Genomic DNA, 23,845 nt, shown 5'->3' with positions numbered 1-23,845 from the left:
GATCAGGAGGCGGACGTGCTACGATTCGCCTTGTCCATGCGATCCTGAATGGCATTCCTGTCGTCCTGCCGGATGCCGACGAGTTCGGCCACGCGCCACATTACGTCGGCCTCGACTTCGCTCACCTTGCCGTCGGCGTAGACCATTTCCCACATCAGTCCGATCAGGTCTAGGCGAGCCTGATAATCGAGCTGCCGCTTCAGAACCGAAGTGAAATCCGAAAGGTCAATCGCTTCCTGATCGGCTTTTTCCGCTGCCTGGATGAGTTGTTTCAGACTGTCGCCTTTAAGGCCATATTTCTGTGACAGCATCGAAGAAAGCTTCTTACGCTCGCTTTCCCGCGTTTCGCCGTCGGCATCCATGATGTGATAAAGCAAAGCGGCGGCGGCCAGTCGTGGATCATCATTGGAAAATTTTTCGCTCCGGTCACGAAAACCGCCGGCCGGGAGTTCTTTTAAAAAATCCAGAAGACGATCGAACATTCACCCTCGCTGCCATGTTTGCGACTTGCCAGCCGTTACGGCGATTCCGGCATCTTTGTTAGCAACATCGAAGGTAACGAGCTGAATGCGCCACGCAAGACGGTAAACAGTCTTGCGCAACCGTTTACCGTCCAAGAGATGGGCTGCGTTGTTTTTCGGCAACGATTTCTCGGAAGCCTGATCAGAAAAGCCTCAATCCACTCTGGGCTTTTTGTGAAGATTTGTTTTCGTCAACACCCGGATCGTCCACCACCAGATGCGCGCGACGCGGCTCGTCTTCCCTATCGTCATCAGTCGCGACCACATTTGGGACAGGCGACTTCACCTCCTCGACCTTCTTTACCGAAGGGGCTGGCGATACCTTGACCGGCTCGGCGGCGGGCACGATGACTTCAGCTTCCTCAACATCGCGAACAGGCGACTTTCTCTCCACGACGGCTGATGCATCCACTACGCCAGCCTTGTCTTTCGGCTCTGCAAGAACCAGCGGATTGCCCGACTTTGCTTCCACCGGGCCTTTGATTTCAGGTTTTTCCGCTTCAATGGCTGGAGCAAGTTCCACGACGGGAACCTTCCACTCGAAGCTGTTGAGGCGTCCCGTAACCGGCGATACAGGCGACCATTGTTCTGAAACATAACCGTCGGCGGTCCAAGCGGGATCACGCGGCGCTTTGACGGCTCGCGCCAGCCATTCACGAACCTTACCCTGATCGCCCGTTTCAGCTTCTTCAATATCGGCCAGCAACAGATAGGCGCTTTCGCGCGGCGAAGCACGCAGAACCTGCTCGGCACTGTCACGGGCAAGGCGATAATCACCCGCCTCATAGGCAGCGCGCGCCAGCGCAAGACTGCCCTCGGCATTGTTGGATCGCAGCGATACGAGATGCTTTGCACGCTTCAATCGATCCTGTGCCGTATCGCCGGATCGTGCATAGACATAGGTTGAGGCAATGTCAGGATGCGGAAACCGCTTCCAGGCCGCTTCCAGAATTTTCGAACCTTTTCGCATATCGCCATCGGAAAAAAGCGCACGCGCGGCAACCACGGCAGCAGGCACCAGATCGGGTGTCAGCTTGTTTGCCTCCAGCGCCAGCGCCTTTGCCTGCGCATGATCAACATCGGCGACTGCCATCGCCTTGGCGGTCAAAAGTGCGGCGCGTTCTTTCTTCACCACATCCTTGCTATGGGCGAGTGCCTGTTTGCGTGCATCGACAAGCTTCAGCGCCGCATCCCAGTCGCCCTCGGCACAAAGCTGGCCCATCATGGCTGACGAGGCCCATTCAAGCTGCGGCGCTTGGCTCGCGGCTTCGGCGGCATAATGGCGTGCGGCATCGAGAGCGCCAACGCGCTGGGCTTCGATGTAAAGCCCGCGCAAACCGAGCAACCGTGTCTCGGGATCATCCACCATCGCTTCGAAGCCTTTGCGGGCATCTTCCGTGCGCCCTTCCAGCATAGCGGTCTGCGCTTCGAGAAGCTTTATCAGCGGCTCCTGATCGGAACTCAGCAATTTGCCGGCCTGCTTGGTCATGCGGCGCGCTGCTTCCGCATCGCCGGCCCCGGCTGCAATCAATCCGGTTGAAAGCGACTGATAACCACGATCACGCTTGCGCGCACGAAAATGCCTGCGCAGCGTGTAAGGTGACTGGATGATGCTCTTGACCAGCCACCACAGGATCAGGATGGCCGCGACGATGGCAACGATCCCCGCAACAGCGGTTATCAGCGGTACATTGTAATGATTGCCCGCAAAAGTGACATCAAGTTCACCCGGACGGTCCGCAAGCCAGGCAAAGCCGAAACCAAGCGCGGCAACGACGACGAAATAGAACAGGACACGCAGCATCGGCCCGCCTCCTACTGACCGGAAGAGGCCGGAGCCTCGCCGGTTTCACCCATAGACGACTTGGGTTTCAAGCTGTCGGCAACGAGGCGCTGCACCAGTGCATCAGCGTCACGCCGCGCCCGAATCTGATCAGCGAATTCCTGCGAGGTAGCCTTGGCATCAGCAGGCAACTGTTCCCATTCGCTGAGAGCACGCTCCAGATCACCCGCCTGCAAGGCGGCCTCCATTCGGGCCGTGATCGGTCCGGCACCAGTGCCGGTGACATTGCCCGCAACCGGGCGCACGCTTACCAGTCCTCTGGCGCTGGCGACAAGCTGATCCCAAATTCCGGCATCGGCAGGCAGCTTGTTTTCCGTCGCGACGATCCGGTTCGCAACAGCACCGAACCACGCATTCAGGTCGGCAACGGTCGGAACGCCCTTGTCAGCGTGGGCGCGCAGCTGTTCGATGGATGCCTCGTCCGGTGCAACCGAAGCGTAAGTGTCCAGTTCCGCCTTGAAAGAACCACCACGATCAATCGCCGTTTTCAGCGCATTGGCCGCTATAAGCGCCGTCGCATCGGGCTGGCGTGAAGCCTGGGTGACCTTCTCCTGCAAGGAGGTCAGTTTCGATTCGAGCGATGAAATCGTGCCGCTGTTTCCCGAAACTCCGGCTGTCGCCTCATCCGCCCGGCTCTGTGTCGCTGAAAGCTTGCTTTCCAGCGCGTCCAACCGCTCGGTCAGAGCAGTGGTATCGACTGCCGCGTCCTGCTCAGCCTCTTTCGGCAAGGCGGCAAATTGCTGCTGAAGATCGGCGAAGGAACCTGCCACCGCCTCTGCCTTGATCTCGGCTGCCTGAACATTCTTTTCCAGAGCCGCAAGCTGCGCGCGGCTTGTATCGTCAAGCGGCGCCGGCGTCGGATTGGTCCGCAAGTCGGCGATCTGCTGTTCCATATGCGCAAGCTGTTCCGCTGTCACTCTCGCGCCCGGAGAGGGGATAACATTGCCCCATTGCAGCGCCAGCAAACCGCCAAGCCCGATTACACCACCAGCAATACCGGCCAGAAGATGCGACGCGCCCGCACCGCTCTTTTGAGCAGTCTGCTGGGTTTCCGGTTTCACGCCCGAGGTAAAAGGTGGTTTGGTATAAGTCGAACTTTCCGGCGTTTCCGTCTTCACGGTCTTTTCGGCAGTCGTCGCTTCGGGTTTGGGTGATACAGGCTTCGGGGTTTCAGATTTTGAGAAATTTCCCACCGGCTCCGCATCTGGCGTCGCCTTCGCCGGTTCGTCAACCCGCTTCACATCCGATGGATCAAGATTGATTGTCACAGGATTACGGGCCGATTTGGAGTGTCGCGGAGTGCCGGGTTTCGCCATGGATCCTCTCGTAAATGCCGATTGGTTGCCTCAAACTCTAACAGATAAAATCGCCAGATGAAGGAAGGTTGCGCCGAAATGAGTCAAAGTTTGGCAAACAGCCGGAAAAGTCCGCCTTCATCCGGATGGTCTGCGACAAGCGCATTTGCCCGCCAGAGCGACGGCAACCGGTCGGCCACACGGGCAGAAATGCATAAAAACCGCGTTTTCTCGTCAAAAGGCGGCGCGATTTCATGCATCGCTTCGACGAAGCTCGTCGCGGCAACGCCGGAATAGAGCATGACCGCGACAAAAGGCGCGCCGTCAAGCACATTCCGAAGTGCTGACGCAGAATAAGGAATTGTCTCCGTGTCATAGACATCGGCAACATGCATATCGAGTTTGGCGGCCTGTATCTCGTCCTCGAACACCGGTTGGCGCACCCGTCCGGCGAGATAAAGAACACGGGATTGTTCGGGAAGATCGCGCCGCATCGTCGCTGCAAGACGAACCGCATCACCGCCCCCGTCGATCACATGACCGAACCCGGCCTTCTGCGCTGCCTGCGCTGTTCCCTGTCCCACAGCAAAGAGCGGCAGGCCAAGAAACGGCTTCAGCCGTTCCGTGTCGATATGGTGAAAGGCATTGGCGCTCGTCACTGTCAAAGCCGCAAACGGGCCATCGGGCAGAGCAAAGGAAAGCGCAACGGTTCGGCTCAGTGGAAGGAGAACCGGCTCATAGCCTCTCGACGCCAGTTTGGCGGCAGTCTCGGAGCCAGCCGGCTGTGGCCGCATCACCAGAACGCGACCAAGAGATGCGATTTGTGCTGGCCCCGCCAAATCTACTCCCAGCCCTCGAAGAATTGGGGACCAGCCTTCGCGCGCAGATGCTCCGCGGCTTCTTTGCCAAGAACGGCGGCATTTGATGCCGGACCTTCCGTCCTTATCTCGTGCGCTTCAGACCCGTCCGGCTTCAAAATCATGCCGTGAAAGGAAACCGTATCGCCGTTCACGGTTGCAAGACCGGCAATCGGCGTGCGGCAGGAACCGTCAAGGGCAGCCAGAAATGCCCGTTCGCAGGCAAGTGCAATACCAGTCTCGCGATGCGCAAGGGGCGCCAGCAGCGTGTCGATACGCGTATCGCCGATACGGGTCTCGATGCCGATGGCACCTTGTCCCGGCGCAGGCGGGAAGCTTTCCGGATCGGCCAGGTCTGTAATGACATCGCCTAGCCCCAGACGCCGCAACCCCGCACAGGCGAGAAACGTCCCGTCGACTTCTCCGGCTTCCAGTTTGCGAAGGCGAGTATCGACATTGCCGCGGAAAATCACCACTTGAATGTCGGGACGAAGACGGCGGATCAAAGCCTGACGACGCAATGATGACGATCCAACAGTTGCACCCTGCGGCAGATCGATAAGGCGGGAGGCCGTACGACCGATAAAGGCATCGCGCGGATCTTCGCGCTCAAGGAAAACAGAAAGATGCAGACCATCGGGCAGAACCGTCGGCATATCCTTGGTCGAATGGACCGCAAGATCGATTCGACCATCCGTCAGCGCCTGCTCGATCTCTTCGGTAAAAAGCCCCTTGCCGCCGATCTCGGAAAGCGCGCGATCCTGAATACGGTCGCCCGCCGTCGACATGGGAATGATTTCAATGGCTTCTTCCGGCAGACCATGTGCCTCCATAAGGCGGCGACGCGTCTCGTAAGCCTGGGCGAGAGCAAGCTTGCTGCCCCGCGTGCCTATCTTCAACGTGCCATTCTTTAAGGATGCTGTTTGCATATTGCGTCGTCCATGGTACCGGATTTTTTCAATGAATTATGAGACAGGCAGGGTCTAACCGCAAATGCGCATTCTTGGAATAGAAACAAGTTGCGACGAAACAGCCGCCGCAATCGTCGAACGTGACGATCAAGGTGAAGGACGGATTCTGTCCAATGTGGTTTTGAGCCAGATCGCCGAGCACGAACCCTATGGCGGTGTGGTGCCGGAGATTGCCGCACGCGCCCATGTCGAAGCGCTGGACCGGCTGGTTGCGCGCGCGCTCGAAGATGCCGACATGAAGCTTGCCGATGTCGATGCGGTGGCCGCCACGGCAGGACCGGGGCTGATCGGCGGACTGATCGTCGGGCTGATGACCGCCAAGGCACTGGCCATGGCGGCACAGAAGCCGTTTTATGCCGTCAACCATCTGGAAGGCCATGCATTGACGGCGCGTCTGACCGACAGCCTGCCGTTTCCTTATCTGTTGCTGCTCGTTTCCGGCGGTCATACGCAGATGGTGCTGATACGCGGTATTGGCGACTACGAACGCCTCGGCACCACTATTGACGACGCGCTGGGCGAAGCCTTCGACAAAACGGCAAAGCTTTTGGGTCTGCCTTATCCGGGCGGTCCGGCAGTCGAACGTATGGCGCTTCAGGGCAATCCGAAGCGATTCGCCCTGCCGCGACCGCTGAAGGGCGAAGCACGGCTCGATTTTTCCTTTTCCGGTCTCAAGACGGCAGTGCGCCAGACGGCAACAGAACTGGTTCCATTGTCGGTGCAGGACGTGGCCGATATTTGCGCCTCTTTCCAGACTGCAGTCGCCGACACGCTGTCCGACCGGGTGGGCCGGTCACTTGAACGTTTCAGAAACGAATTTCCCGATTGCGAAACACCGGCGCTTGTCGTTGCGGGCGGGGTCGCGGCCAACAAGACCTTGCGCGCCGCGCTCGAAACTCTTTGCGCCCGGCACGGTTTCAGCTTCATCGCTCCGCCGCTCGATCTATGCACCGACAATGCTGCAATGATTGCCTGGGCCGGTGCCGAACGGGCCGCAACGGAAGCTCCTGATTCGCTCGATCTTGCACCGCGCTCGCGCTGGCCGCTTGACGAGAAGTCGGCTCCGCTGATCGGAACCGGACGACGTGGAGCCAAGGCATGAGCGAAAAGACTAGCAAGATTGCTATTCTGGGTGGTGGTGCCTGGGGCACGGCCCTTGCGGCTATGGCATGCAGCCGCGGCCATGATACATGGCTTTATGCCCGCGACGAGGCGATGGTCGAAGCCATCAACCGGACACACCGCAATCCGCGCTATCTGGGCGAGATCGACCTTCCCGGCGCTATAAATGCAAGCACGGACGTGGCTGCTGCCGCCGAACATGCGGATGCCGTTCTGGCCGTCATTCCCGCGCAGGCCATGCGCGCCGGGCTTTCGCAGTTGAGCAGTCTTATTCCGCAAACCGCACCCGTCGTGCTCTGCGCGAAAGGGATCGAACGCAGCACCGGACGGCTGATGTCGGAAATCGTAGCCGAAGTTCTGCCGAACCATCGGATCGCAGCGCTATCCGGTCCGAGTTTTGCAACAGACGTCGCCAGAGGGCTTCCGACCGCTGTGACGGTTGCCTGCGAGGAAGCAGCAATTGCCGATCGGCTCGCAGCACTTCTGTCCGGTCCAGCCTTCCGATGCTATTCGACAACCGATCTAAAAGGGGTCGAAATCGGCGGTGCCCTGAAGAATGTCCTCGCTATTGCCGCCGGTGCTGCCGTCGGGCGCGGGTTCGGCGCAAGCGCACAGGCTGCTCTCGTCACGCGCGGGTTTGCGGAACTCCGCCGCATCGGTCAGGCCATGGGTGCCAGACCCGAAACCATCATGGGGCTTTCCGGTCTCGGCGATCTGATGCTGACCTGCTCTTCGTCACAGTCACGCAATTACTCCTACGGGCTGGCACTCGGACGCGGCGAGGATCTGACCAATCGCCCGCTTGCCGAAGGCGTAGCGACCGCACCGATTGCCGCCGAACTATGCCGCAAACATGCTATCTCCGCACCCATCATCGATGCGACGGGAGCACTGCTTGACGGCACCATCACCATTGACGAAGCCGTGACGGCTCTGCTCAACCGACCACTCAAAACCGAGGACTAGAGCGTGATCCCGAAGGTGGGAACCGGTTTTCGGACAAGATCATGCTCGAACGGAAAGGATAATTGACAATGCTTTTTGCTCTTCTGTGCAACGACAAGCCGGACCATCTGCAAGTGCGCCTCGATACGCGCCCTGCACATCTCGACTATCTCAAGGGTCTTGGTGACGGGCTGAAGTTCGCAGGCCCCTTCCTCGGTGAAGACGGCAAGCCAAACGGCAGTCTGGTCGTTGTCGAAGCTGCCGACAAGGCCGCAGCAGAAAAGATCGCTGCCAACGATCCTTACGCACTGGCAGGCCTGTTTCAGAACGTAACCGTGCGTCCGTGGAATTGGGCGATCAACAATCCCGCCAACGCTTGAGGCTCATGACTGATGGCTTACTGGCTGTTCAAATCCGAACCGTTCAAATGGTCATGGGAAATGCAGAAAGCCCGTGGCGAAAAAGGCGAGCAATGGGACGGTGTGCGCAATTATCTGGCGCGCAACAACATGCGTGCCATGAAACTGGGCGACAAAGGCTTCTTCTATCATTCCAACGAAGGGCTGGAAGTCGTCGGCATCGTCGAGGTCTGTGCGCTGGCGCATCATGACAGTACGACGGACGATCCGCGCTGGGAATGCGTGGATATCAGAGCTGTGCGCGACATGCCGAAGCCGGTAACGCTGAAAGATGTGAAAGCCAATCCGAAGCTAGAGAAGATGGCGCTCGTCACCTCGATGCGTCTTTCGGTGCAGCCAGTGACGGAAGATGAATGGATCGAAGTCTGCCGCATGGGCGGACTGGACGCAAAGAGCGCTTTGGCATGAGCATGTCTGCATCCCCAAACCGGTTCCCGCTTTAGGGAGACATGCTCTGATGCTCGATCCGGCACATAAAAGCGCGCGTGATTTCATTCTGGCCAATACCAGCCTGCAAGCGCCGCCGCACGTGCCGGAAATTCGTCTGCATCTGGCCGATGAAGCGCACGACCTCTGGCACAAGACCGAGGAAGAGCTTGCTACAATCGGCCTGCCACCGCCCTTCTGGGCTTTCGCCTGGGCTGGTGGTCAGGGTGTGGCACGCTATATCCTTGATCATCCAGAAACGGTGAAAGACAAGACGGTACTCGATTTTGCATCCGGTTCCGGCCTTGTCGCCATTGCCGCCATGCAGGCAGGGGCATCAAGCGTGCTGGCATCGGACATCGATCCCTTCGCGCTTCCCGCCATCGAGATCAATGCATCGGCCAATGGAGTGTCGGTTGCTCCCTCTCTGGATGACCTCATCGGCAATGACGGTGGTTGGGATGTGATCCTGGCAGGCGATGTCTTTTATGAAAAGCCGCTCGCCGAGCGGCTCATTCCCTGGTTTGCAAAACTTGCCGAACGTGGCGCCCGTATCGTCGTCGGCGATCCGGGACGCGCCTATCTCCCGAAAGACCGGCTGCAACAACTTGCCGTCTATACCGTGCCTGTTACCCGCGCCCTTGAAGACGCTGAAGTGAAGCGAACGACCGTCTGGGCGTTTATTTAAGCAAATTTCTTCGCACCCGCCACACACACGACGACCACCGCTGCCGTCGCAACCATACCCATACTGACGGGTTCCCCCGCAATACCGGCAGCCAGCATAAGGCCAAAGAAAGGCTGGAGAAGCTGTAACTGGCCGACAGTGGCGGCACCGCCCTGCGCAAGGCCGCGATACCAGAAGAAGAAGCCGATCAGCATCGAAAACAGCGAGACATAGCCGAGGCTTATCCAGGCTGGCGTGCCGATGCCTGCCCATGTCTCCGGACGCGTCAAGACACTCAGCGGCAGCATGACCGGCAGCGAGAACACCAGCGCCCAGCAGATAACCTGCCAGCCGCCGAGCCTGCGCGAAAGCTGCGCGCCTTCGGCATAGCCCAGACCGCAGACGATAACGGCAGCGAGCATCAGCACGTCACCCAGAAGCGTGGACTGGCTTCCCTGCCCATAGGCATAGGAAGCGACAATGAGGCTTCCAACCACTGAAAACAGCCAGAACATCGGGCGCGGATGCTCACCACCGCGCAGGACAGCGAAGATTGCCGTGGCGAGCGGCAGCAGTCCGATAAAGACAATCGCATGGGCAGATGTCATGTGCTGAAGGGCAAGCCCCGTCAGAAGCGGGAAACCGACGACCACGCCAAGCGCCACCACAATCAACGAGATGGCATCGTTCCGGCGGGGAAAAGGTTCCCGAAACGCCAGCAGAAGCGCCATGCCAAGCAGTCCAGCGATAGACGCTCGCGCCATTGTCAGAAACGTCGGATCGATATCGATCACCGCCAGCCGCGTTGCCGGCAGCGAGCCGGAAAAAATCAATACGCCCCAAAACCCGTTGACCCATCCGGCGGTCTTATTCCCAACATTCTCACGCATAGTGTCTTTTCGACTTTCTCTAAAATCGTATAAGGATTCGTGAGACAATGCCGTGGAACTGCCCGAATAATCAGAGACAGTTTCGGGACAATTCTGGCAAACTGTACTGGTACAAGGGATAGTACAGATGATTTCGACGGGCCTTCTGCGCAGCCTCGAAGCTGTAGAAGCCGCTTACGCAAGCGGAGAAATCGAGCGTGGCGATGAAAACGCCACCGCCGACAGGACCCCGCTCGTTGAAAAGGTGATGGGCATTATTCGCGGACGCATTACGGCGATGAGCCTTGCGCCGGGTGCACGACTACCTTCCATCCGTCGCCTCGCCGAAGCGATGAATGTCTCGAAATCCACTGTCGTCGAAGCCTATGACAGGCTGGTGGCGGAAGGCATAATCCAGTCGCGCCGCGGTGCCGGTTTCTATGTTTCGGAGCGCGCTCGCCAGCCATTTTCGCTGGCCACCAACACACCGCACAAGGAACGCCAGATCGATCCTTTCTGGGTCATGCGACAGTCACTTGAGGCAGACGACACTGCACTTAAACCGGGGTGCGGATGGCTACCCGACACGTGGCTTCCACAGGAAGCGATCCGCCGGGCGATGCGCGCGGTTGCTCGCGACGAGGGGAGCGATATTGCCACCTATGGCGAACCGCTCGGGTTCCGCCCCCTGCGCCAGCACCTTGCTCACCGACTCGGTGAACAAGGCATCGACGTTTCGAGCGGAGAAATATTGCTGGCCGATTCCGGCACGCAGGCCATCGACCTGATCTGCCGTTATCTGTTGCAACCGGGCGATACGGTTCTGGTCGATGATCCCTGCTACTTCAACTTTCAGGCCGTGCTTCTGACACACCGTGTAAAACTGGTCGGGGTGCCCTATACCCATACCGGCCCGGACCTCGAAGCCTTTGCGAGAGCAGCCAGCGAACACGCTCCGAAACTCTATATATCCAATGCCGGATTGCATAACCCGACCGGCGGTTCGATGACGCCAGCCACGGCCCACCGGCTGCTGAAGCTCGCCGAAGCGCATGGCGTCACGCTGGTCGAAGACAATATCTTCGGCGACTTCCACCCCTCGCCTACCCCGCTTCTTGCCGAACTGGACGGGTTCGACCGCGTCCTGCATGTTGGCAGTTTCTCCAAGACGCTGTCCGCCGCAGCCCGCGTCGGCTATATCGCCGGACGTCGCGACTGGATCGACGGGCTGACCGACCTGAAGCTCGCCACCAGCTTCGGGGGCAATGTGTTGTCGCAACAGATTGTGCATGCGCTCTTGACCGATGGTGCCTATCGCCGCCACGTGGACAGCCTGCGCGCCAAACTGGCCGATGCGATGACACTCATCGCCAGCCGCCTGAAGGCAGAGGGCCTCACGCTGTGGACCGAGCCGCAAGGCGGCATGTTTCTATGGGCCGAATTGCCCGCTGGGCTGGACTCCGGCCAGATTGCGCGGCATGCTCTGGACAAAGGCGTCGTGCTTGCGCCCGGCAACGTCTTCAGTCCGTCACATACGGCCAGCCGTTTCCTGCGCTTCAACGTTGCGCAATCGCTGGAGCCATACGTTTTCGCTGTGCTGCGCGATGCGATGAGAGACGCGCGCACCAAAACCGACAGCTGAAAAACTCCCTCAACATTAGCACTCCCGTATCGAAAACAATTTCAAGCAAAAGAGACACAGTCATCCGGACGGCTGCGGTTATACTCCTGCGACATGTCTTTGGAGGAGACATCGCGCATTTCTTCGTCAGTTCGGTGTCGAAAGACATGCCGTCATGACGATCCAGCGCAGGGAGAACGGAGAGAGCAGGCTGGCGATATATTCGCGCCTGCTGGGAGGGAGTAGCATTGAATACGCACCAGTCCGGGGCGGATACGCTTTCGCGTCCCGAAGATGAAAAACTATCTGTCGCTGCCAATCTGGCATATGGTTTTCAGCATGTGCTGACCATGTATGGGGGCATCGTGGCAGTTCCGCTGATCATCGGTCAGGCGGCTGGTCTCAGCCCAACCGAAATCGGCCTCTTGATCACCGCATCGCTTTTTGCCGGTGGCGTTGCCACCGTCCTGCAAACCGTCGGCATACCTTTTTTCGGCTGCCAGCTGCCTCTGGTCCAGGGCGTCTCTTTTTCGGGCGTCGCCACCATGGTAGCCATCGTCACATCGAGCCAGACCGGTGAAGCCGGCTTGCAGGTCGTGCTGGGGGCCGTCATTGCGGCAGCCGTCATCGGCCTTATCATCACGCCAATATTCTCACGCATCACGCGTTTCTTTCCGCCGCTCGTCACCGGTATCGTCATCACCACCATCGGCCTGACGCTGATGCCTGTTGCGGCGCGCTGGGCAATGGGCGGAGACAGCAACAGCCCCGAATTCGGCAGCATGGCCAATATCGGGCTTGCAGGCCTCACACTGGTCATCGTGCTCATTCTCAGCAAGATGGGCAATGCCACGATTTCGCGACTTTCGATCCTGCTCGCGATGGTCATCGGAACCTTTATCGCCTGGGCGCTCGGCATGACCGATTTTTCGCGGGTGAGCGAAGGTTCAATGGTGGCGCTGCCGGAAATCTTCCACTTCGGCATGCCGGTATTCAGCCTCGCCGCAACGCTCTCTATGTTCATTGTGATCATGGTCACGCTCGTCGAGACTTCTGCCGATATTCTGGCGGTCGGTGAAATCCTCGGTACGAAAGTGGATTCGCGACGTCTCGCCAACGGCCTGCGCGCGGATATGCTTTCAAGCATCCTGTCGCCGGTTGTCGGTTCCTTTACGCAAAGCGCCTTCGCACAGAATGTCGGCCTTGTCGCTGTGACAGGCGTGAAGAGCCGTTATGTCGTGGCAACTGGCGGGCTGATCCTTATCACCCTCGGCCTCCTGCCGGTGATGGGTCGGGTGATCGCCTGCGTTCCTCCGGCAGTTCTGGGTGGAGCGGGTATCGTCCTGTTCGGCACGGTGGCTGCAAGCGGCATCCGCACACTCGCCAAAGTGGACTACGAGAACAATATCAATCTCATCATCGTGGCAACCTCGATCGGCTTCGGTATGATCCCGATCGCCGCACCCCAGTTCTATCATAACTTTCCAACCTGGTTCGAAACCATCTTCCACTCCGGCATCAGCTCGGCAGCGTTGATGGCCATTGCGCTCAACCTGATGTTCAATGAAATCAAATTGGGCAACAGCAACCAGATGTCAGTTTTCGCGGAAGGTACGGAACGCATCATCCGCCATCACAACATCTCGGAGCTGCATGACGGAGATTATTTCCTGAACGGCAAGCTCTACGATGCCAAAGGCAATGAAGTCAGGGTCGTCGCTGCTGCCGCCGCACACTGAGACGATTATCTCAGGACACGGATCATGGTTCGGTCCGTCAGATGAGGCAGGAGGCGCGCCATGTCGGCGCGCCTCAATGCTATGCAGCCTTCTGTGGGCGTATAGCCGGGTCGGGCAAGGTGAAAGAAGATTGCACTGCCGCATCCGCGACGGCGTGGCGCAATATTCCAGTCCATGACAATGCAGACATCATAAAGATCATCACGCCGCCACATATCCTCGTGGCTTGCCGCATAAGGCAGCCTTACCGGGCGGTTGTAATTGGCGTCAGACGATGCATCGCACCAGCCATCCAGACGGCGGATGCGCCCGAGCGGCAACCGCGATGACGGCAGCACACCCTTGTCGCCGCGGCGGTATCCATAGAGCAGCCGCATGGTCGCCAGAGGCGTTGCTCCGTCACCTTCGCGCTTGAAAGCGCTGATTCCCCCCTTGCCAAGAGCGCATTCCAGCACCAGATTGCCGGCAACAAGCAAACCGCGAGTCTTGTGGCCCGGTTTGGCCCGCACATCGATAATGCCAATTCCTCGGCTAATTTCGTATCTGGCCAAGCCCCCGCCTCCGTGTCATGCATGTTTCAAACCGTTGTCGGCGAGAGCAAAAATCTCTTTCGCGTTTCGCCGCTTCAACTTGTCTCCATTAAATGTCATAAAACACCAAGAGCCATTTAAATCAAAGAGTAACGAGGACAGGCATGACAGGCCGTACGATACTGATTGTGGACGATGACGAAGATCTCCGTTCTATCCTCGTCGAACAGCTGGAGCTGTGCGAAGAATTCCAGATTTTGCAGGAAGACAATGCCACCAAGGGCATCCAGACTGCACGAAACGGCATTGTAGACCTCCTGATCATGGATGTCGGGCTGCCGGATATGGATGGACGTGAAGCCGTAAAATTGCTGCGCAAGGGCGGTTTCAAGGCGCCGATCATCATGCTCACCGGCCACGATACGGAATCGGATACGATTCTCGGCCTCGAATCGGGCGCCAATGATTACGTCACCAAGCCGTTCAAATTCGCGGTGCTTCTGGCGCGCGTGCGCGCGCAGCTGCGTCAGCACGAGCAGAGCGAGGACGCGACCTTCATCGTCGGCCCTTATACGTTCAAGCCCGGCCAGAAACTCCTCATCGACGAGAAGGGCAGCAAGATTCGCCTCACCGAAAAGGAAGCGGCGATCATCAAGTATCTCTATCGTGCCGGCGACAAGGTTATCGGCCGCGATGTGCTTCTTGAAGAAGTATGGGGTTATAATTCAGGTGTGACCACGCATACGCTGGAAACCCACGTCTATCGTCTGCGCCAGAAAATCGAAAAAGATCCGTCCAATGCGGCGCTTCTGGTCACAGAAAGCGGGGGATACAAGCTTGTCCCATGATGGACAGCGCCCGATGCAGGTGTATTGACGACCCATGGCGCTTGATGACGATATTCGCATTCTCGGCACGGTAGGCCTGTTCGAGTCTTTTACGCCCGAACAGTTGCGGTTGCTTGCCTTCGGTGCGGAACGTCTCGTTCTCAGGGCCGGGCGTGAGCTTTTCCGTGAAGGGCAAAGTGCCGACTGCGCCTATATCGTCGTATCGGGCAATATCACCCTGTTTCATGAACAAGACGAAGGGCGGATTGCGATCCGCCCTGTCGGCCCTGGCGCCATGATTGGCGAAATGGCGTTGATCGCGCAGACCTCGCGTCTTACCGGTGCCGTCGCCGAAGCGGAAACCGAGGTTATCCGCATCAGCCGCGCAATCTTCCGCCGCATTCTGGAAGAATATCCCGAAGTGGCGGCGGCACTCCATGCGCATGTCAGTCGCAATCTGCTGGAACTGATCGGCGAAATCGAAAAAGTCGCACCGCGCCTGAATGGCGATTGACCCTTTTCAGAGTTCAATCACCCTTTCCATTCCGATGGCATTGAGAAAAGCCTGATCGTGGCTCACGATGATCAATGCTCCCTCATAGGCATTGAGAGCGGTTTCCAGTGCCTCGATGGAATCCAGGTCGAGATGATTGGTCGGTTCATCAAGGATCAAAAGTTCGGGAAGCTCTGTTCCACCCAGAACGCAGGCAAGTGCCGCCCGCAACAATTCGCCTCCACTGAGACTGCTGGCAAGCCGTGAAGCCCCCTCGCCGCGAAACGAAAAACGCGCCAGTGCTGCACGGGCATCATTGTCGTTCGACCCCGGATTGAGATGCCGATAATTTTCATAAAGGGTCTGGCCGCGATCCATCAGGCTCATCTGCTGGTCAAACATCACCATGCGCTCCGGGCGCATGACGGTTCCGGCCAAAGGTTGAAGCTCCCCCGTAATCAGCCGCAACAGGCTGGTCTTGCCTGCGCCATTCGGCCCTGCGACAACCACACGCTCGGCTCCCACGATCTTCAATGACAGGTCGCGGATCACCGGGTAGTCGGCTTGCGGCCCGCCCGAGACACTTTGCATATCGAGCATGACGCGACCGGAAGGCGGAACCGCACCAGCCACATTGAAATGCATCGGCCTTACTCGCTCGACTTTTGCTTCCGCCTCCTGCAACTGCTCGTTGGCCCGGCTAGACTGGCGTTCCGCCAGTGCATCGCCCCGGCCTTTCGATTGCTGCGCACGGTCCTCCCGGGCATCGAGCAGCATTTTGCTCATCCCTGCATCGGCGCGTGATTTGCGACCGCGCGCATCGCTGCGCGCCTGTCTTTCGGCTGCAGCCTGTGCCTTGCGCTCCACCTGCTTGACTTCACGCCGTGCCGTTACGAGATCGCGCACCGCCGTCGCGCGCTCTTCGGTCTTTTTTGCGTGATAGAAGTCCCAGTTGCCGCCATAGAGCCGAAGCCCGTCCGGAGATAATTCTGCTATCGCATCCATGGACTGCAACAGTTCGCGGTCATGGCTGACTACCACGGCTGCGCCGCGCCAGGCGGTCAGCAAATCGACAACTGCCAAACGACCGGCACGATCAAGATTATTTGTCGGCTCGTCCAAGAGAATGAGATCAGGCTGGCGAAATATGAGGGCTGCAAGCGCCGCGCGCGTCTGCTGACCTCCACTCAAGGTCGACAGGAGTATCTCGGAAGCCATATCAGGCAATCCAAGCCGCTGCAGCGCGTCGGTAAAGCGCTGCGGCAGAAGCCAGTCGGCCTCACTAAGATCGCTGTCACTGGCCAAGCCCTGTTCGACACGGGCCAAAATGTCGAAGTCTGTGCGCGCATCGAAAAGATCAGCCAGCGTCTCGGAACCATCGCCGCCGACGTTCTGCCGCAAAACACCGATGGTCCCGTTCACCGTCACATTTCCGCTTGTCGGAAGCAGCGCGCCATTCATCACATGCAACAGCGTCGATTTACCCACACCATTGCGCCCGACCAGACCGATGCGGCCCTCGGCTATGCTGAAATTAATGGATTCGAAGAGAGTACGGCCATCAGCCGTAACGCAGGAAACATCCTGAAGTGTAAGAAGAGCAGACATCGCGAACCATGGAAACGTTGAAAACACTGGTCATTTGAAACAGTGCAATCCGATCCATCGTTCTTCTCTCCTCTTCTAAACCGGCTCTTATATAGGCCTTACGATCCGATCAATCCAGATCGAATGTCGCAATGACTGGCACATGGTCCGATGGGCGGTCCCAACCGCGCGCATCGCGAAGGATTTGCAGACCCTGCATATGCCCTTCAAGATCGGCAGAACCCCAGACGTGATCCAGCCTGCGGCCACGATCCGATTCGGCCCAATCCTTGGCGCGATAGCTCCACCAGGTGAAGATTTTCTGGTCCGCCGGAATAAGCTGTCGCATCAGGTCGCTCCAGCCACCCTTCACACGCAAATCTTCCAGCGTTTCGGTTTCTATCGGCGTATGGCTGACGATCTTGAGCAACTGCTTGTGCGACCAGACGTCGTTTTCGAGCGGAGCAATGTTGAGATCACCAACGAGAACGGAAGAATGTCCGTCTTTCCGGTCGGCGACGATAGCGCGCATTTCTTCCAGAAAAGCCAGCTTATGCGCGAATTTCGGATTGATTACCGGGTCCGGCTCATCACCGCCCGCAGGAACGTAAAAGTTATGAATACGGAGCTTCTTACCGCCCGCCTCGACGACAGCGCTCAAATGGCGGCAATCGCCCATGTCGCAGAAACCGATCTTTTCCACGCCCGTCAGAGGACGCCGCGATATCGTAGCAACGCCGTGGTAGCCCTTCTGACCGCTGATCGCGATGTGCTCATAGCCAAGAGCCCGGAACCCTTTCGACGGAAACAGATTATCGGGGCACTTCGTTTCCTGAAGGCACAGAACATCCGGCTGATAATCGCGCAGAAACTGTTCGACCAGCGGCATACGCAGACGAACGGAATTGATGTTCCAAGTAGCAACGGAAAAGGCCATGAAGATAGGACTCGCAGCAACGAAAAAGATGCTGCGAACCTAATCATTTATCCGGCAAATGCAAACGGCTTGCCTATCACAAACTGACGATTACTGACCTTTGCGCTTCATTGCGATGCGCTGATAGTCGATCTTGAACATATCGTCGGTGAAACGCACGCCGCTGCGCACGTTGAAGATCATGACAGTGGTATCAAGCTTCTGGGCATCGGTGATGGTCCACTGCTTCAGCTCGTAGGATTTAGGGTCGAACATCATGGTGATTTTCGAATCGCCAAAGATCGACTTGTCGCCCAGGACCAGCGTGGTCATGTCCGGCTCCTGCTTCACATTCTGAAGACGGCCACCACCCAGATCAATCCGATCTGCCAGCAGAAGCTTCAAGGGCGTCTTCGAAAGCGGATAGAGATCCCAGGTATCGAGCTTGCGATTATTGATGACAACCGATTCGCCATCCGAAATCACCCGGATTGGAGAATTATTGTAGTTGAAGCGAATCTTGCCCGGACGCTCGATATAGAAAGTGCCGCCCGTCTGTTCGCCCTTCGGGCCGAACTGTACGAACTCGCCGGTCATTGTACGTACCGATGAAAAATGATCGGCGATCTGCTGTGCCGCCGCACCGCCGCCTGCCCCCTGCGCCATCGCGGCGACGGGAGCGAGAACCAGCGACGTCATGCCAAGCCCAAGCGCTCCCATTCCCAGCACGGCGGCAAGGCGACCAGCTTTCGCGAAGGCGGAGAAACGGGAGAACATCATCGACAAACTTTCTCTTTTCATCATTCTGTTTAACTACACCGCCAGTTGGGCGCGAGTATGGCCATCAGAAATCATCGTCGCCAGTGGGAACCAAAATTTCACGCTTGCCCGCATGGTTGGCCGGACCGACAATGCCCTCCTCTTCCATGCGTTCGATGATTGAGGCAGCCCGATTATAACCAATACCGAGACGGCGCTGGATGTAGGAAGTCGAAGCCTTCTTGTCACGCAGCACCACGGCCACGGCCTGATCGTAAGGATCGTCGGAATCCTCCAGATTGCCGGTTCCAGCCGGACCGCTGCCACCTTCGTCGTCTTCGTCATCCTCGGTGATGGCATCGAGATATTCCGGCACGCCCTGAAGCTTCAGATGCTGCACGATGCGCTCCACCTCGTCGTCACCGACGAAAGGCCCGTGCACGCGCTGGATGCGGCCACCGCCAGCCATGAAGAGCATATCACCCTGACCGAGAAGCTGCTCGGCGCCCTGCTCGCCCAGAATGGTTCGGCTATCGATCTTCGACGTCACCTGGAATGAAATGCGGGTCGGGAAGTTGGCCTTGATCGTTCCGGTGATGACATCCACTGACGGGCGCTGGGTGGCCATGATGACATGAATACCCGCCGCACGCGCCATCTGCGCCAGACGCTGCACTGCACCTTCGATATCCTTGCCGGCAACCATCATCAGGTCGGCCATTTCGTCGATAATCACGACGATATATGGCATCGGCTCCAGATCGAGCTCCTCCGTCTCGTAAATCGCCTCGCCGGTATTGCGGTCAAAGCCGGTCTGGACCGTACGTGCAATCGGCTCACCCTTTTTCTGCGCAAGGCCGACGCGCTGATTAAAGCCGTCAATATTGCGCACGCCGACCTTCGACATCTTGCGATAACGGTCTTCCATTTCGCGCACGGTCCATTTGAGCGCGACCACGGCTTTCTTGGGATCGGTTACGACAGGCGTCAGCAGATGCGGAATGCCGTCATAGACCGAGAGTTCCAGCATCTTCGGATCGATCATGATCAGGCGGCATTCCTGCGGTGTCATGCGATAAAGCAAGGACAGGATCATGGTGTTGATCGCCACCGACTTACCCGAACCGGTCGTACCGGCGACGAGAACGTGCGGCATCTTCGCGATATCGGCGATCACCGGCTCGCCATTGATGGTCTTGCCGAGCGCAAGCGCGAGTTTCGCCTTCGACTGTTCGAAGTCGCGACTTGCCAGCATCTCGCGCAGATAAACCATCTCGCGCTTCGGGTTCGGCAGTTCGATGCCAATGGCGTTACGGCCGGGAATGACGGCCACGCGTGCTGCAATCGCGCTCATCGAGCGGGCGATATCGTCGGCAAGACCGATGACGCGCGAGGACTTGATTCCCGGTGCGGGCTCCAGTTCGTAAAGTGTCACCACCGGACCAGGCTTCACATTGATGATTTCACCACGCACGCCGAAATCTTCCAGCACACCTTCCAACAGACGGGCGTTCTGTTCCAGCGCATCCTTGGAAAGCGCGGGATCGCGCTGGACGAGCTTCGGTTCGGCAAGGAAATGCAGCGATGGCATTTCAAACACGCCGTTGTCCTTGAGGAAGGACGGCTGCGCCTCGCGCTGGGCGCGGGCACCGGGTTTCGGCGACGGAGCGGCCTGTTCCACGCGAGCCTTTCGGCTACGCGGCGGCGGCGCATCGTGCCATTCCTGACCGGCGAGCGGCGCATCATCATCCATATCGTCCATATCGAAAGGCGGTTCGTCATCGGCAGCCGCTGGCGCCCCGAATCCGGGTTCGCGGCGCGGCGCATTGCGTGTTTCGGCGTTGCGGCGCACAACGCGCATATCGTCGAAATCTTCCGCGCGCGGGCGACGACGGCCAAGCCCCGTCAGGCGCTTGAAGTTCGCGGTCGTGGTCAGTACCAGATGGGTGAGCGCGCCCATAAGCTGGAAACCACCACCGGCTGATGTTTCATCGTCCTCGTCATCTGCTGCGAAATCATCCTCCTCCGCGCCACGGCGGCCCGAGGGCTGTGCAGGATTGACGATCCCCACACCGCGCCCAATGATACCGCTGGCGAAAAGGCAGAGCCAGAAGGCCGGTACGGCGAGGATAAGCGCAATGCCTGAAGCGATCGCGCCTTGCGGGAAACTGCCAAGGAAAAGACCCGGGAACTTCAGGATCATGTCGCCGAAGACGCCACCGAGACCAATCGGCATCGGCCAGCTTTCCGGCACGGCGAAGCAGCTGGCGATGGCTGCAAACAGGAGTGCAGCGCCGAGCCACGCGAAACTGCGCTTGGCTACGCGGCCAATGCCGCCGCGTGTCATCATCAGCAGCGACCAGACGGCGAGCGGAAGCAGAGCGGGAACACTCGCCAGACCGAAAAACTGCATGGCAATATCGGAGAACACTGCGCCCGGATAACCCAGCGCATTCGTTACCGGATTGTCGGTCGCATGGCTGAAGCTCGGATCGGCAACATTCCATGTCGCCAATGCGCCGACCGCCATGCCGGTGAGCGCCAGAAGCCCCAATCCGAACAGGATATAGAACTGCCTGCGGAAGAGATTGGCCAGTTTCAGCCTGTCTTCCGTAATCCGCTCGTCACGCAGCGGGTATGAGGGCGAATATCCTTGCCGCATATAGCCTGTCCCGAACCGAAAATATTTGCTGGCCCCTGAGCGGAAATGCTCCGGGCACATTGAATCGGTCCGATCCTAGTCGCGAGATGGTTAATTCCTCATTAACCATGCATCAGGCCGCAGATAAATCCTGTCGACAAAATGAAAAAGGCGCAGTTTTCCGCGCCTTTTTCCTCTTGAGACAATCCCGCTCTATTGAACGGATTCGCCGTGCAAAGCGATGTCGAGGCCTTCGATCTCGGCCTGTTTGCTGGGGCGCAGACCCATGACAGCCTTGACCACGTAAAGAATGATCGCGGTGGCGATCGCCGTATAGACAATCGTGATGGCAGCACCGAAGAACTGCTTGCCGATGGTTGCACCTTCGCTGGCCGGGTTGATCGCCGCATCGGCGAAGAGACCGGTCAGCACCGCACCGACGAAGCCGCCGACACCATGGACGCCGAACGCATCGAGCGAATCGTCATAACCGAGAGCATGCTTGATCTTTACGGCCGCCACATAGCAGACCGCACCAGCCACGATGCCGATGATGAGCGCACCCATGGGGTTGACGAAACCGGCGGCAGGCGTAACGGCAACAAGGCCGGCAACGGCGCCTGAAATGATACCGAGCACGCTCGGCTTGCCTGCAATCGCCCATTCCACAAACATCCAGGCCAGAGCTGCACCAGCAGTCGCAACCTGCGTATTGAGCATGGCGACGCCAGCAAGTGCATTGGCACCGACAGCGGACCCGGCATTGAAGCCGAACCAGCCAACCCACAGAAGGGCAGCACCAATGACCGACAGCACGAGATTGTGCGGCGCCATATTGGTGTGGCCGTAACCATCGCGCTTGCCGATGATGAGAGCCGCAACCAGACCGGCCACACCGGCATTGATATGGACGACCGTGCCGCCAGCAAAATCAAGCACGCCATCCGACGCCATGAAGCCGCCGCCCCAGACCCAATGCGCGACCGGGATATAGACGATGAACAGCCAGAGGGTCAGGAAGACAAGCATGGAGGAAAACTTCATGCGTTCGGCAAACGAACCGGCGATAAGTGCGGGCGTGATCACCGCAAAAGTCATCTGGAAGGTGATGAACACATATTCGGGGATCGTTCCCGTCAGCGATTCCATCGTGACGCCGGAGAAAAAGGCCTTGGAAAGACCGCCAATATAAGAGTTGAGCGATCCACCATCGGTAAAGGCCAGCGAATAGCCTGCAACCATCCACAGAATGGACATGAGACAAGTAATGGCGAAGCTCTGCATCACCGTGGAGAGCACGTTCTTCTTGCGCACCATGCCGCCATAGAACAGAGCGAGACCCGGTATAGTCATCATCAACACAAGCGCGGTTGAAGTCAGCATCCACGCCGTATCGCCCGTATCGAGGGTTGGTGTCGGTGCGGCGTCCTGTGCCAATGCCGTCCCGGCCATGGCGACGAGCGCAGGCAGGGTAGCCAGAAGGGCCGTTTGCTTGTTTCTTCCTGTTATGAGCATCGAATTTCTCCGTCGAAGGGCGGCTTCAAACGCGGCTGCGCTGGAAAGACCGGTTCAAACAGAGAGAAACAAAAATCGTGCCAGTTGGCCCTGGCTGGCAAATTAACTGCAAATTTTCTGATATTCGGTGCGCCGGATGCGGAAATTCCGGGCCATGGAAGAGGTGGTGCCGCTACGATTTCGAATCGAATGACGCCGTAAGTGATTCATTCGATTCGGTTTTTGCACCACGAGCATTCTACTAATCAGCAGCGAAATGCCTTATTTTTAATCGACTGATTGATGTGCGATTAAAAAATAATCAATTCTTTTTGTCATGGACGCGGATCAACCCTTCCTGCGCGACCGATGCGATCAGCACGCCATCGCGTGTATAAAGCGCACCCCGGTTGAAACCGCGCGCGCCGGAGGCGCTGGGGGTGTCCTGCGTATAGAGCAACCAGTCATCCAGCCTGCATGGACGATGAAACCACATGGCATGATCGAGGCTTGCAACCTGCAGATCACGGTCGAAAATGGTGCGGCCATGCGGATGCAGGGACGTATCGAGCAGCGTCATATCGGAGAGATAGGCGAGAATGGCGGCCTGCAATGCCCGGTCATCCGGCACGATACCGCGCGCTCTGACCCAGACATGCTGGACAGGCTCAAGCTTCTCGCGCGAGAAATAATGGGTCAGCGAGACAGGCTTGATTTCGATAGGTCGCTCCCGCTCCCAGTATTTGCGCACATTGGGCGGCGCCATATGGAGATATTGCTCCTTGATGTCGCGATCGCCGACAAGCTGCTCAGGCATCGGTAGTCCTTCCGGCATGGGAAGCTGGTGATCGAGCCCACCCTCATCCACCTGAAACGAAGCCGAAAGGGAAAAAATGGCCTTGCCATGCTGCTTTGCCAGAACGCGCCGTGTGCTGAAGCTCGATCCGTCGCGGATGCGGTCCACCTCATAGACAATCGGGATCGCTGGATCGCCGGGCCGCACGAAATAGGCATGCAGGGAGTGGACATGTCGCTCGGGCTCAACCGTGCGCTGCGCTGCGATCAGCGCCTGCCCGATCACCTGCCCGCCGAAAACCCGCTGCCAGCCGACCTGTGGACTGTTGCCGCGGAACAGATCCACCTCAAGAGTTTCCAGATCGAGGATGGAAAGAAGCTCACGCATTGCGTCAGTTTGAGCCTCAGCGGACTTTTCTTGATCGGTCATGGACAGCCTGTCTCCTGCAACCATATATATGCTTTGGGTTCTTGTTTGAGCCGGAGCATTGGAACCTGTCAAGAACCG

22 protein-coding genes are annotated in these 23,845 nt (G+C 58.2%); 9 read left to right on the top strand and 13 right to left on the bottom strand.

Translation table 11 applies throughout. The features are described from left to right. Nucleotides 1-2 precede the first annotated feature (2 nt). From AC1RHM_RS19320 to hemC, 5 genes are all read right to left on the bottom strand, one after another. Entirely contained in the window at nucleotides 3-482 is a 480-nt protein-coding gene (locus AC1RHM_RS19320) for a tellurite resistance TerB family protein (protein WP_010657548.1), read from the bottom strand. A 181-nt stretch (nucleotides 483-663) separates the two neighbouring features. Beyond that, entirely contained in the window at nucleotides 664-2,325 is a 1,662-nt protein-coding gene (locus AC1RHM_RS19315; RefSeq protein WP_010657549.1) for a heme biosynthesis protein HemY, read from the bottom strand. 11 nt (nucleotides 2,326-2,336) lie between these two features. Further along, nucleotides 2,337-3,680 carry a COG4223 family protein gene (locus tag AC1RHM_RS19310; RefSeq protein ID WP_010657550.1) on the bottom strand — a complete coding sequence of 448 codons (1,344 nt, stop codon included), beginning with the start codon at nucleotides 3,678-3,680 and terminating at the stop codon, nucleotides 2,337-2,339. An 83-nt stretch (nucleotides 3,681-3,763) separates the two neighbouring features. After that, entirely contained in the window at nucleotides 3,764-4,453 is a 690-nt protein-coding gene (locus AC1RHM_RS19305; RefSeq protein WP_043061810.1) for a uroporphyrinogen-III synthase, read from the bottom strand. A 47-nt stretch (nucleotides 4,454-4,500) separates the two neighbouring features. Then, a complete protein-coding gene (gene hemC / locus AC1RHM_RS19300) occupies nucleotides 4,501-5,445 on the bottom strand; it encodes a hydroxymethylbilane synthase (RefSeq protein ID WP_010657552.1) in 945 nt (314 codons plus the stop codon). Between the two features lie 64 nt (nucleotides 5,446-5,509). Here hemC and tsaD point away from each other — a divergent pair, with 64 nt between their 5' ends. The 5 genes from tsaD (at nucleotide 5,510) to AC1RHM_RS19275 (ending at nucleotide 9,087) form a co-directional block, all read left to right on the top strand. Continuing rightward, complete coding sequence (gene tsaD, locus AC1RHM_RS19295) at nucleotides 5,510-6,589, top strand: tRNA (adenosine(37)-N6)-threonylcarbamoyltransferase complex transferase subunit TsaD (protein ID WP_010657553.1); 1,080 nt, start codon at nucleotides 5,510-5,512, stop codon at nucleotides 6,587-6,589. Beyond that, nucleotides 6,586-7,575, top strand: a complete 990-nt coding sequence (locus AC1RHM_RS19290; RefSeq protein ID WP_010657554.1) for an NAD(P)H-dependent glycerol-3-phosphate dehydrogenase — start codon at nucleotides 6,586-6,588, stop codon at nucleotides 7,573-7,575. The genes tsaD and AC1RHM_RS19290 overlap by 4 nt, the downstream gene beginning before the upstream one ends. A gap of 68 nt (nucleotides 7,576-7,643) precedes the next feature. After that, nucleotides 7,644-7,934: a YciI-like protein gene (locus AC1RHM_RS19285; protein WP_010657555.1), complete on the top strand. Its 291-nt coding sequence runs from the start codon at nucleotides 7,644-7,646 to the stop codon at nucleotides 7,932-7,934. Nucleotides 7,935-7,946: 12 nt separating this feature from the next. Beyond that, the gene (locus AC1RHM_RS19280; protein WP_010657556.1) at nucleotides 7,947-8,381 is read left to right on the top strand and encodes an EVE domain-containing protein; all 435 of its coding nucleotides are present in this window, start codon (nucleotides 7,947-7,949) and stop codon (nucleotides 8,379-8,381) included. 49 nt (nucleotides 8,382-8,430) lie between these two features. After that, nucleotides 8,431-9,087, top strand: coding sequence for a class I SAM-dependent methyltransferase (locus AC1RHM_RS19275; protein ID WP_010657557.1), 657 nt, complete (start codon nucleotides 8,431-8,433; stop codon nucleotides 9,085-9,087). Here the strand turns inward: AC1RHM_RS19275 and AC1RHM_RS19270 are convergent. Next, nucleotides 9,084-9,956, bottom strand: coding sequence for a DMT family transporter (locus AC1RHM_RS19270; RefSeq protein WP_151607515.1), 873 nt, complete (start codon nucleotides 9,954-9,956; stop codon nucleotides 9,084-9,086). The two genes, AC1RHM_RS19275 and AC1RHM_RS19270, sit on opposite strands and share 4 nt — an antisense overlap. A gap of 127 nt (nucleotides 9,957-10,083) precedes the next feature. Here AC1RHM_RS19270 and AC1RHM_RS19265 point away from each other — a divergent pair, with 127 nt between their 5' ends. Further along, the gene (locus AC1RHM_RS19265; protein WP_010657559.1) at nucleotides 10,084-11,577 is read left to right on the top strand and encodes an aminotransferase-like domain-containing protein; all 1,494 of its coding nucleotides are present in this window, start codon (nucleotides 10,084-10,086) and stop codon (nucleotides 11,575-11,577) included. 227 nt (nucleotides 11,578-11,804) lie between these two features. Then, nucleotides 11,805-13,295 (top strand): nucleobase:cation symporter-2 family protein, encoded by a 1,491-nt coding sequence (locus AC1RHM_RS19260; protein ID WP_010657560.1) that lies wholly within the window; start codon nucleotides 11,805-11,807, stop codon nucleotides 13,293-13,295. Between the two features lie 5 nt (nucleotides 13,296-13,300). On the opposite strand, the gene AC1RHM_RS19255 is transcribed toward AC1RHM_RS19260, so the two are convergent. Then, nucleotides 13,301-13,846 (bottom strand): L,D-transpeptidase family protein, encoded by a 546-nt coding sequence (locus AC1RHM_RS19255; protein WP_029375808.1) that lies wholly within the window; start codon nucleotides 13,844-13,846, stop codon nucleotides 13,301-13,303. A gap of 143 nt (nucleotides 13,847-13,989) precedes the next feature. Here AC1RHM_RS19255 and optR point away from each other — a divergent pair, with 143 nt between their 5' ends. Then, complete coding sequence (optR, locus tag AC1RHM_RS19250; protein ID WP_006467959.1) at nucleotides 13,990-14,673, top strand: response regulator OptR; 684 nt, start codon at nucleotides 13,990-13,992, stop codon at nucleotides 14,671-14,673. Nucleotides 14,674-14,707: 34 nt separating this feature from the next. Beyond that, a complete protein-coding gene (locus AC1RHM_RS19245; protein WP_010657562.1) occupies nucleotides 14,708-15,166 on the top strand; it encodes a cyclic nucleotide-binding domain-containing protein in 459 nt (152 codons plus the stop codon). A 6-nt stretch (nucleotides 15,167-15,172) separates the two neighbouring features. Here the strand turns inward: AC1RHM_RS19245 and AC1RHM_RS19240 are convergent, their stop codons facing one another. The 6 genes from AC1RHM_RS19240 to tesB all read right to left on the bottom strand — a co-directional run bounded on the left by AC1RHM_RS19240 (nucleotide 15,173) and on the right by tesB (nucleotide 23,767). Then, nucleotides 15,173-16,753: an ABC-F family ATP-binding cassette domain-containing protein gene (locus tag AC1RHM_RS19240; RefSeq protein WP_029375809.1), complete on the bottom strand. Its 1,581-nt coding sequence runs from the start codon at nucleotides 16,751-16,753 to the stop codon at nucleotides 15,173-15,175. Between the two features lie 109 nt (nucleotides 16,754-16,862). Further along, nucleotides 16,863-17,669: an exodeoxyribonuclease III gene (locus AC1RHM_RS19235; RefSeq protein WP_010657564.1), complete on the bottom strand. Its 807-nt coding sequence runs from the start codon at nucleotides 17,667-17,669 to the stop codon at nucleotides 16,863-16,865. Between the two features lie 90 nt (nucleotides 17,670-17,759). Beyond that, a complete protein-coding gene (locus AC1RHM_RS19230; RefSeq protein ID WP_029375810.1) occupies nucleotides 17,760-18,428 on the bottom strand; it encodes an outer membrane lipoprotein carrier protein LolA in 669 nt (222 codons plus the stop codon). 64 nt (nucleotides 18,429-18,492) lie between these two features. Further along, on the bottom strand, nucleotides 18,493-21,069 hold the full coding sequence (locus tag AC1RHM_RS19225) for a DNA translocase FtsK (protein ID WP_010657566.1): 2,577 nt from the start codon (nucleotides 21,067-21,069) through the stop codon (nucleotides 18,493-18,495). A gap of 192 nt (nucleotides 21,070-21,261) precedes the next feature. Then, nucleotides 21,262-22,563 carry an ammonium transporter gene (locus tag AC1RHM_RS19220; protein WP_010657567.1) on the bottom strand — a complete coding sequence of 434 codons (1,302 nt, stop codon included), beginning with the start codon at nucleotides 22,561-22,563 and terminating at the stop codon, nucleotides 21,262-21,264. Between the two features lie 301 nt (nucleotides 22,564-22,864). Beyond that, nucleotides 22,865-23,767: an acyl-CoA thioesterase II gene (gene tesB, locus AC1RHM_RS19215; RefSeq protein ID WP_010657568.1), complete on the bottom strand. Its 903-nt coding sequence runs from the start codon at nucleotides 23,765-23,767 to the stop codon at nucleotides 22,865-22,867. Nucleotides 23,768-23,845 lie beyond the last annotated feature (78 nt).

This window comes from Brucella sp. GW823-FHT04E01 (assembly GCF_058796175.1).
The sequence above is the reverse complement of the archived record's forward strand: the minus strand, read 5'-3'. Positions and strand labels throughout refer to the sequence as shown.

What these genes read in the sequence shown, in the direction of transcription:
- AC1RHM_RS19275 (WP_010657557.1), top strand. Translation starts at nt 8,431, where the DNA reads ATGCTCGATCCGGCACATAAAAGCGCGCGTGATTTCATTCTGGCCAAT.
- AC1RHM_RS19310 (WP_010657550.1), bottom strand. Translation starts at nt 3,680, where the DNA reads ATGGCGAAACCCGGCACTCCGCGACACTCCAAATCGGCCCGTAATCCT.
- AC1RHM_RS19270 (WP_151607515.1), bottom strand. Translation starts at nt 9,956, where the DNA reads ATGCGTGAGAATGTTGGGAATAAGACCGCCGGATGGGTCAACGGGTTT.
- tsaD (WP_010657553.1), top strand. Translation starts at nt 5,510, where the DNA reads ATGCGCATTCTTGGAATAGAAACAAGTTGCGACGAAACAGCCGCCGCA.
- AC1RHM_RS19245 (WP_010657562.1), top strand. Translation starts at nt 14,708, where the DNA reads ATGGCGCTTGATGACGATATTCGCATTCTCGGCACGGTAGGCCTGTTC.
- AC1RHM_RS19240 (WP_029375809.1), bottom strand. Translation starts at nt 16,753, where the DNA reads ATGTCTGCTCTTCTTACACTTCAGGATGTTTCCTGCGTTACGGCTGAT.
- AC1RHM_RS19305 (WP_043061810.1), bottom strand. Translation starts at nt 4,453, where the DNA reads ATGCGGCCACAGCCGGCTGGCTCCGAGACTGCCGCCAAACTGGCGTCG.
- AC1RHM_RS19230 (WP_029375810.1), bottom strand. Translation starts at nt 18,428, where the DNA reads ATGATGTTCTCCCGTTTCTCCGCCTTCGCGAAAGCTGGTCGCCTTGCC.
- AC1RHM_RS19285 (WP_010657555.1), top strand. Translation starts at nt 7,644, where the DNA reads ATGCTTTTTGCTCTTCTGTGCAACGACAAGCCGGACCATCTGCAAGTG.
- AC1RHM_RS19225 (WP_010657566.1), bottom strand. Translation starts at nt 21,069, where the DNA reads ATGCGGCAAGGATATTCGCCCTCATACCCGCTGCGTGACGAGCGGATT.
- AC1RHM_RS19315 (WP_010657549.1), bottom strand. Translation starts at nt 2,325, where the DNA reads ATGCTGCGTGTCCTGTTCTATTTCGTCGTCGTTGCCGCGCTTGGTTTC.
- tesB (WP_010657568.1), bottom strand. Translation starts at nt 23,767, where the DNA reads ATGACCGATCAAGAAAAGTCCGCTGAGGCTCAAACTGACGCAATGCGT.
- AC1RHM_RS19235 (WP_010657564.1), bottom strand. Translation starts at nt 17,669, where the DNA reads ATGGCCTTTTCCGTTGCTACTTGGAACATCAATTCCGTTCGTCTGCGT.
- AC1RHM_RS19290 (WP_010657554.1), top strand. Translation starts at nt 6,586, where the DNA reads ATGAGCGAAAAGACTAGCAAGATTGCTATTCTGGGTGGTGGTGCCTGG.
- AC1RHM_RS19265 (WP_010657559.1), top strand. Translation starts at nt 10,084, where the DNA reads ATGATTTCGACGGGCCTTCTGCGCAGCCTCGAAGCTGTAGAAGCCGCT.
- AC1RHM_RS19220 (WP_010657567.1), bottom strand. Translation starts at nt 22,563, where the DNA reads ATGCTCATAACAGGAAGAAACAAGCAAACGGCCCTTCTGGCTACCCTG.
- AC1RHM_RS19320 (WP_010657548.1), bottom strand. Translation starts at nt 482, where the DNA reads ATGTTCGATCGTCTTCTGGATTTTTTAAAAGAACTCCCGGCCGGCGGT.
- AC1RHM_RS19280 (WP_010657556.1), top strand. Translation starts at nt 7,947, where the DNA reads ATGGCTTACTGGCTGTTCAAATCCGAACCGTTCAAATGGTCATGGGAA.
- hemC (WP_010657552.1), bottom strand. Translation starts at nt 5,445, where the DNA reads ATGCAAACAGCATCCTTAAAGAATGGCACGTTGAAGATAGGCACGCGG.
- optR (WP_006467959.1), top strand. Translation starts at nt 13,990, where the DNA reads ATGACAGGCCGTACGATACTGATTGTGGACGATGACGAAGATCTCCGT.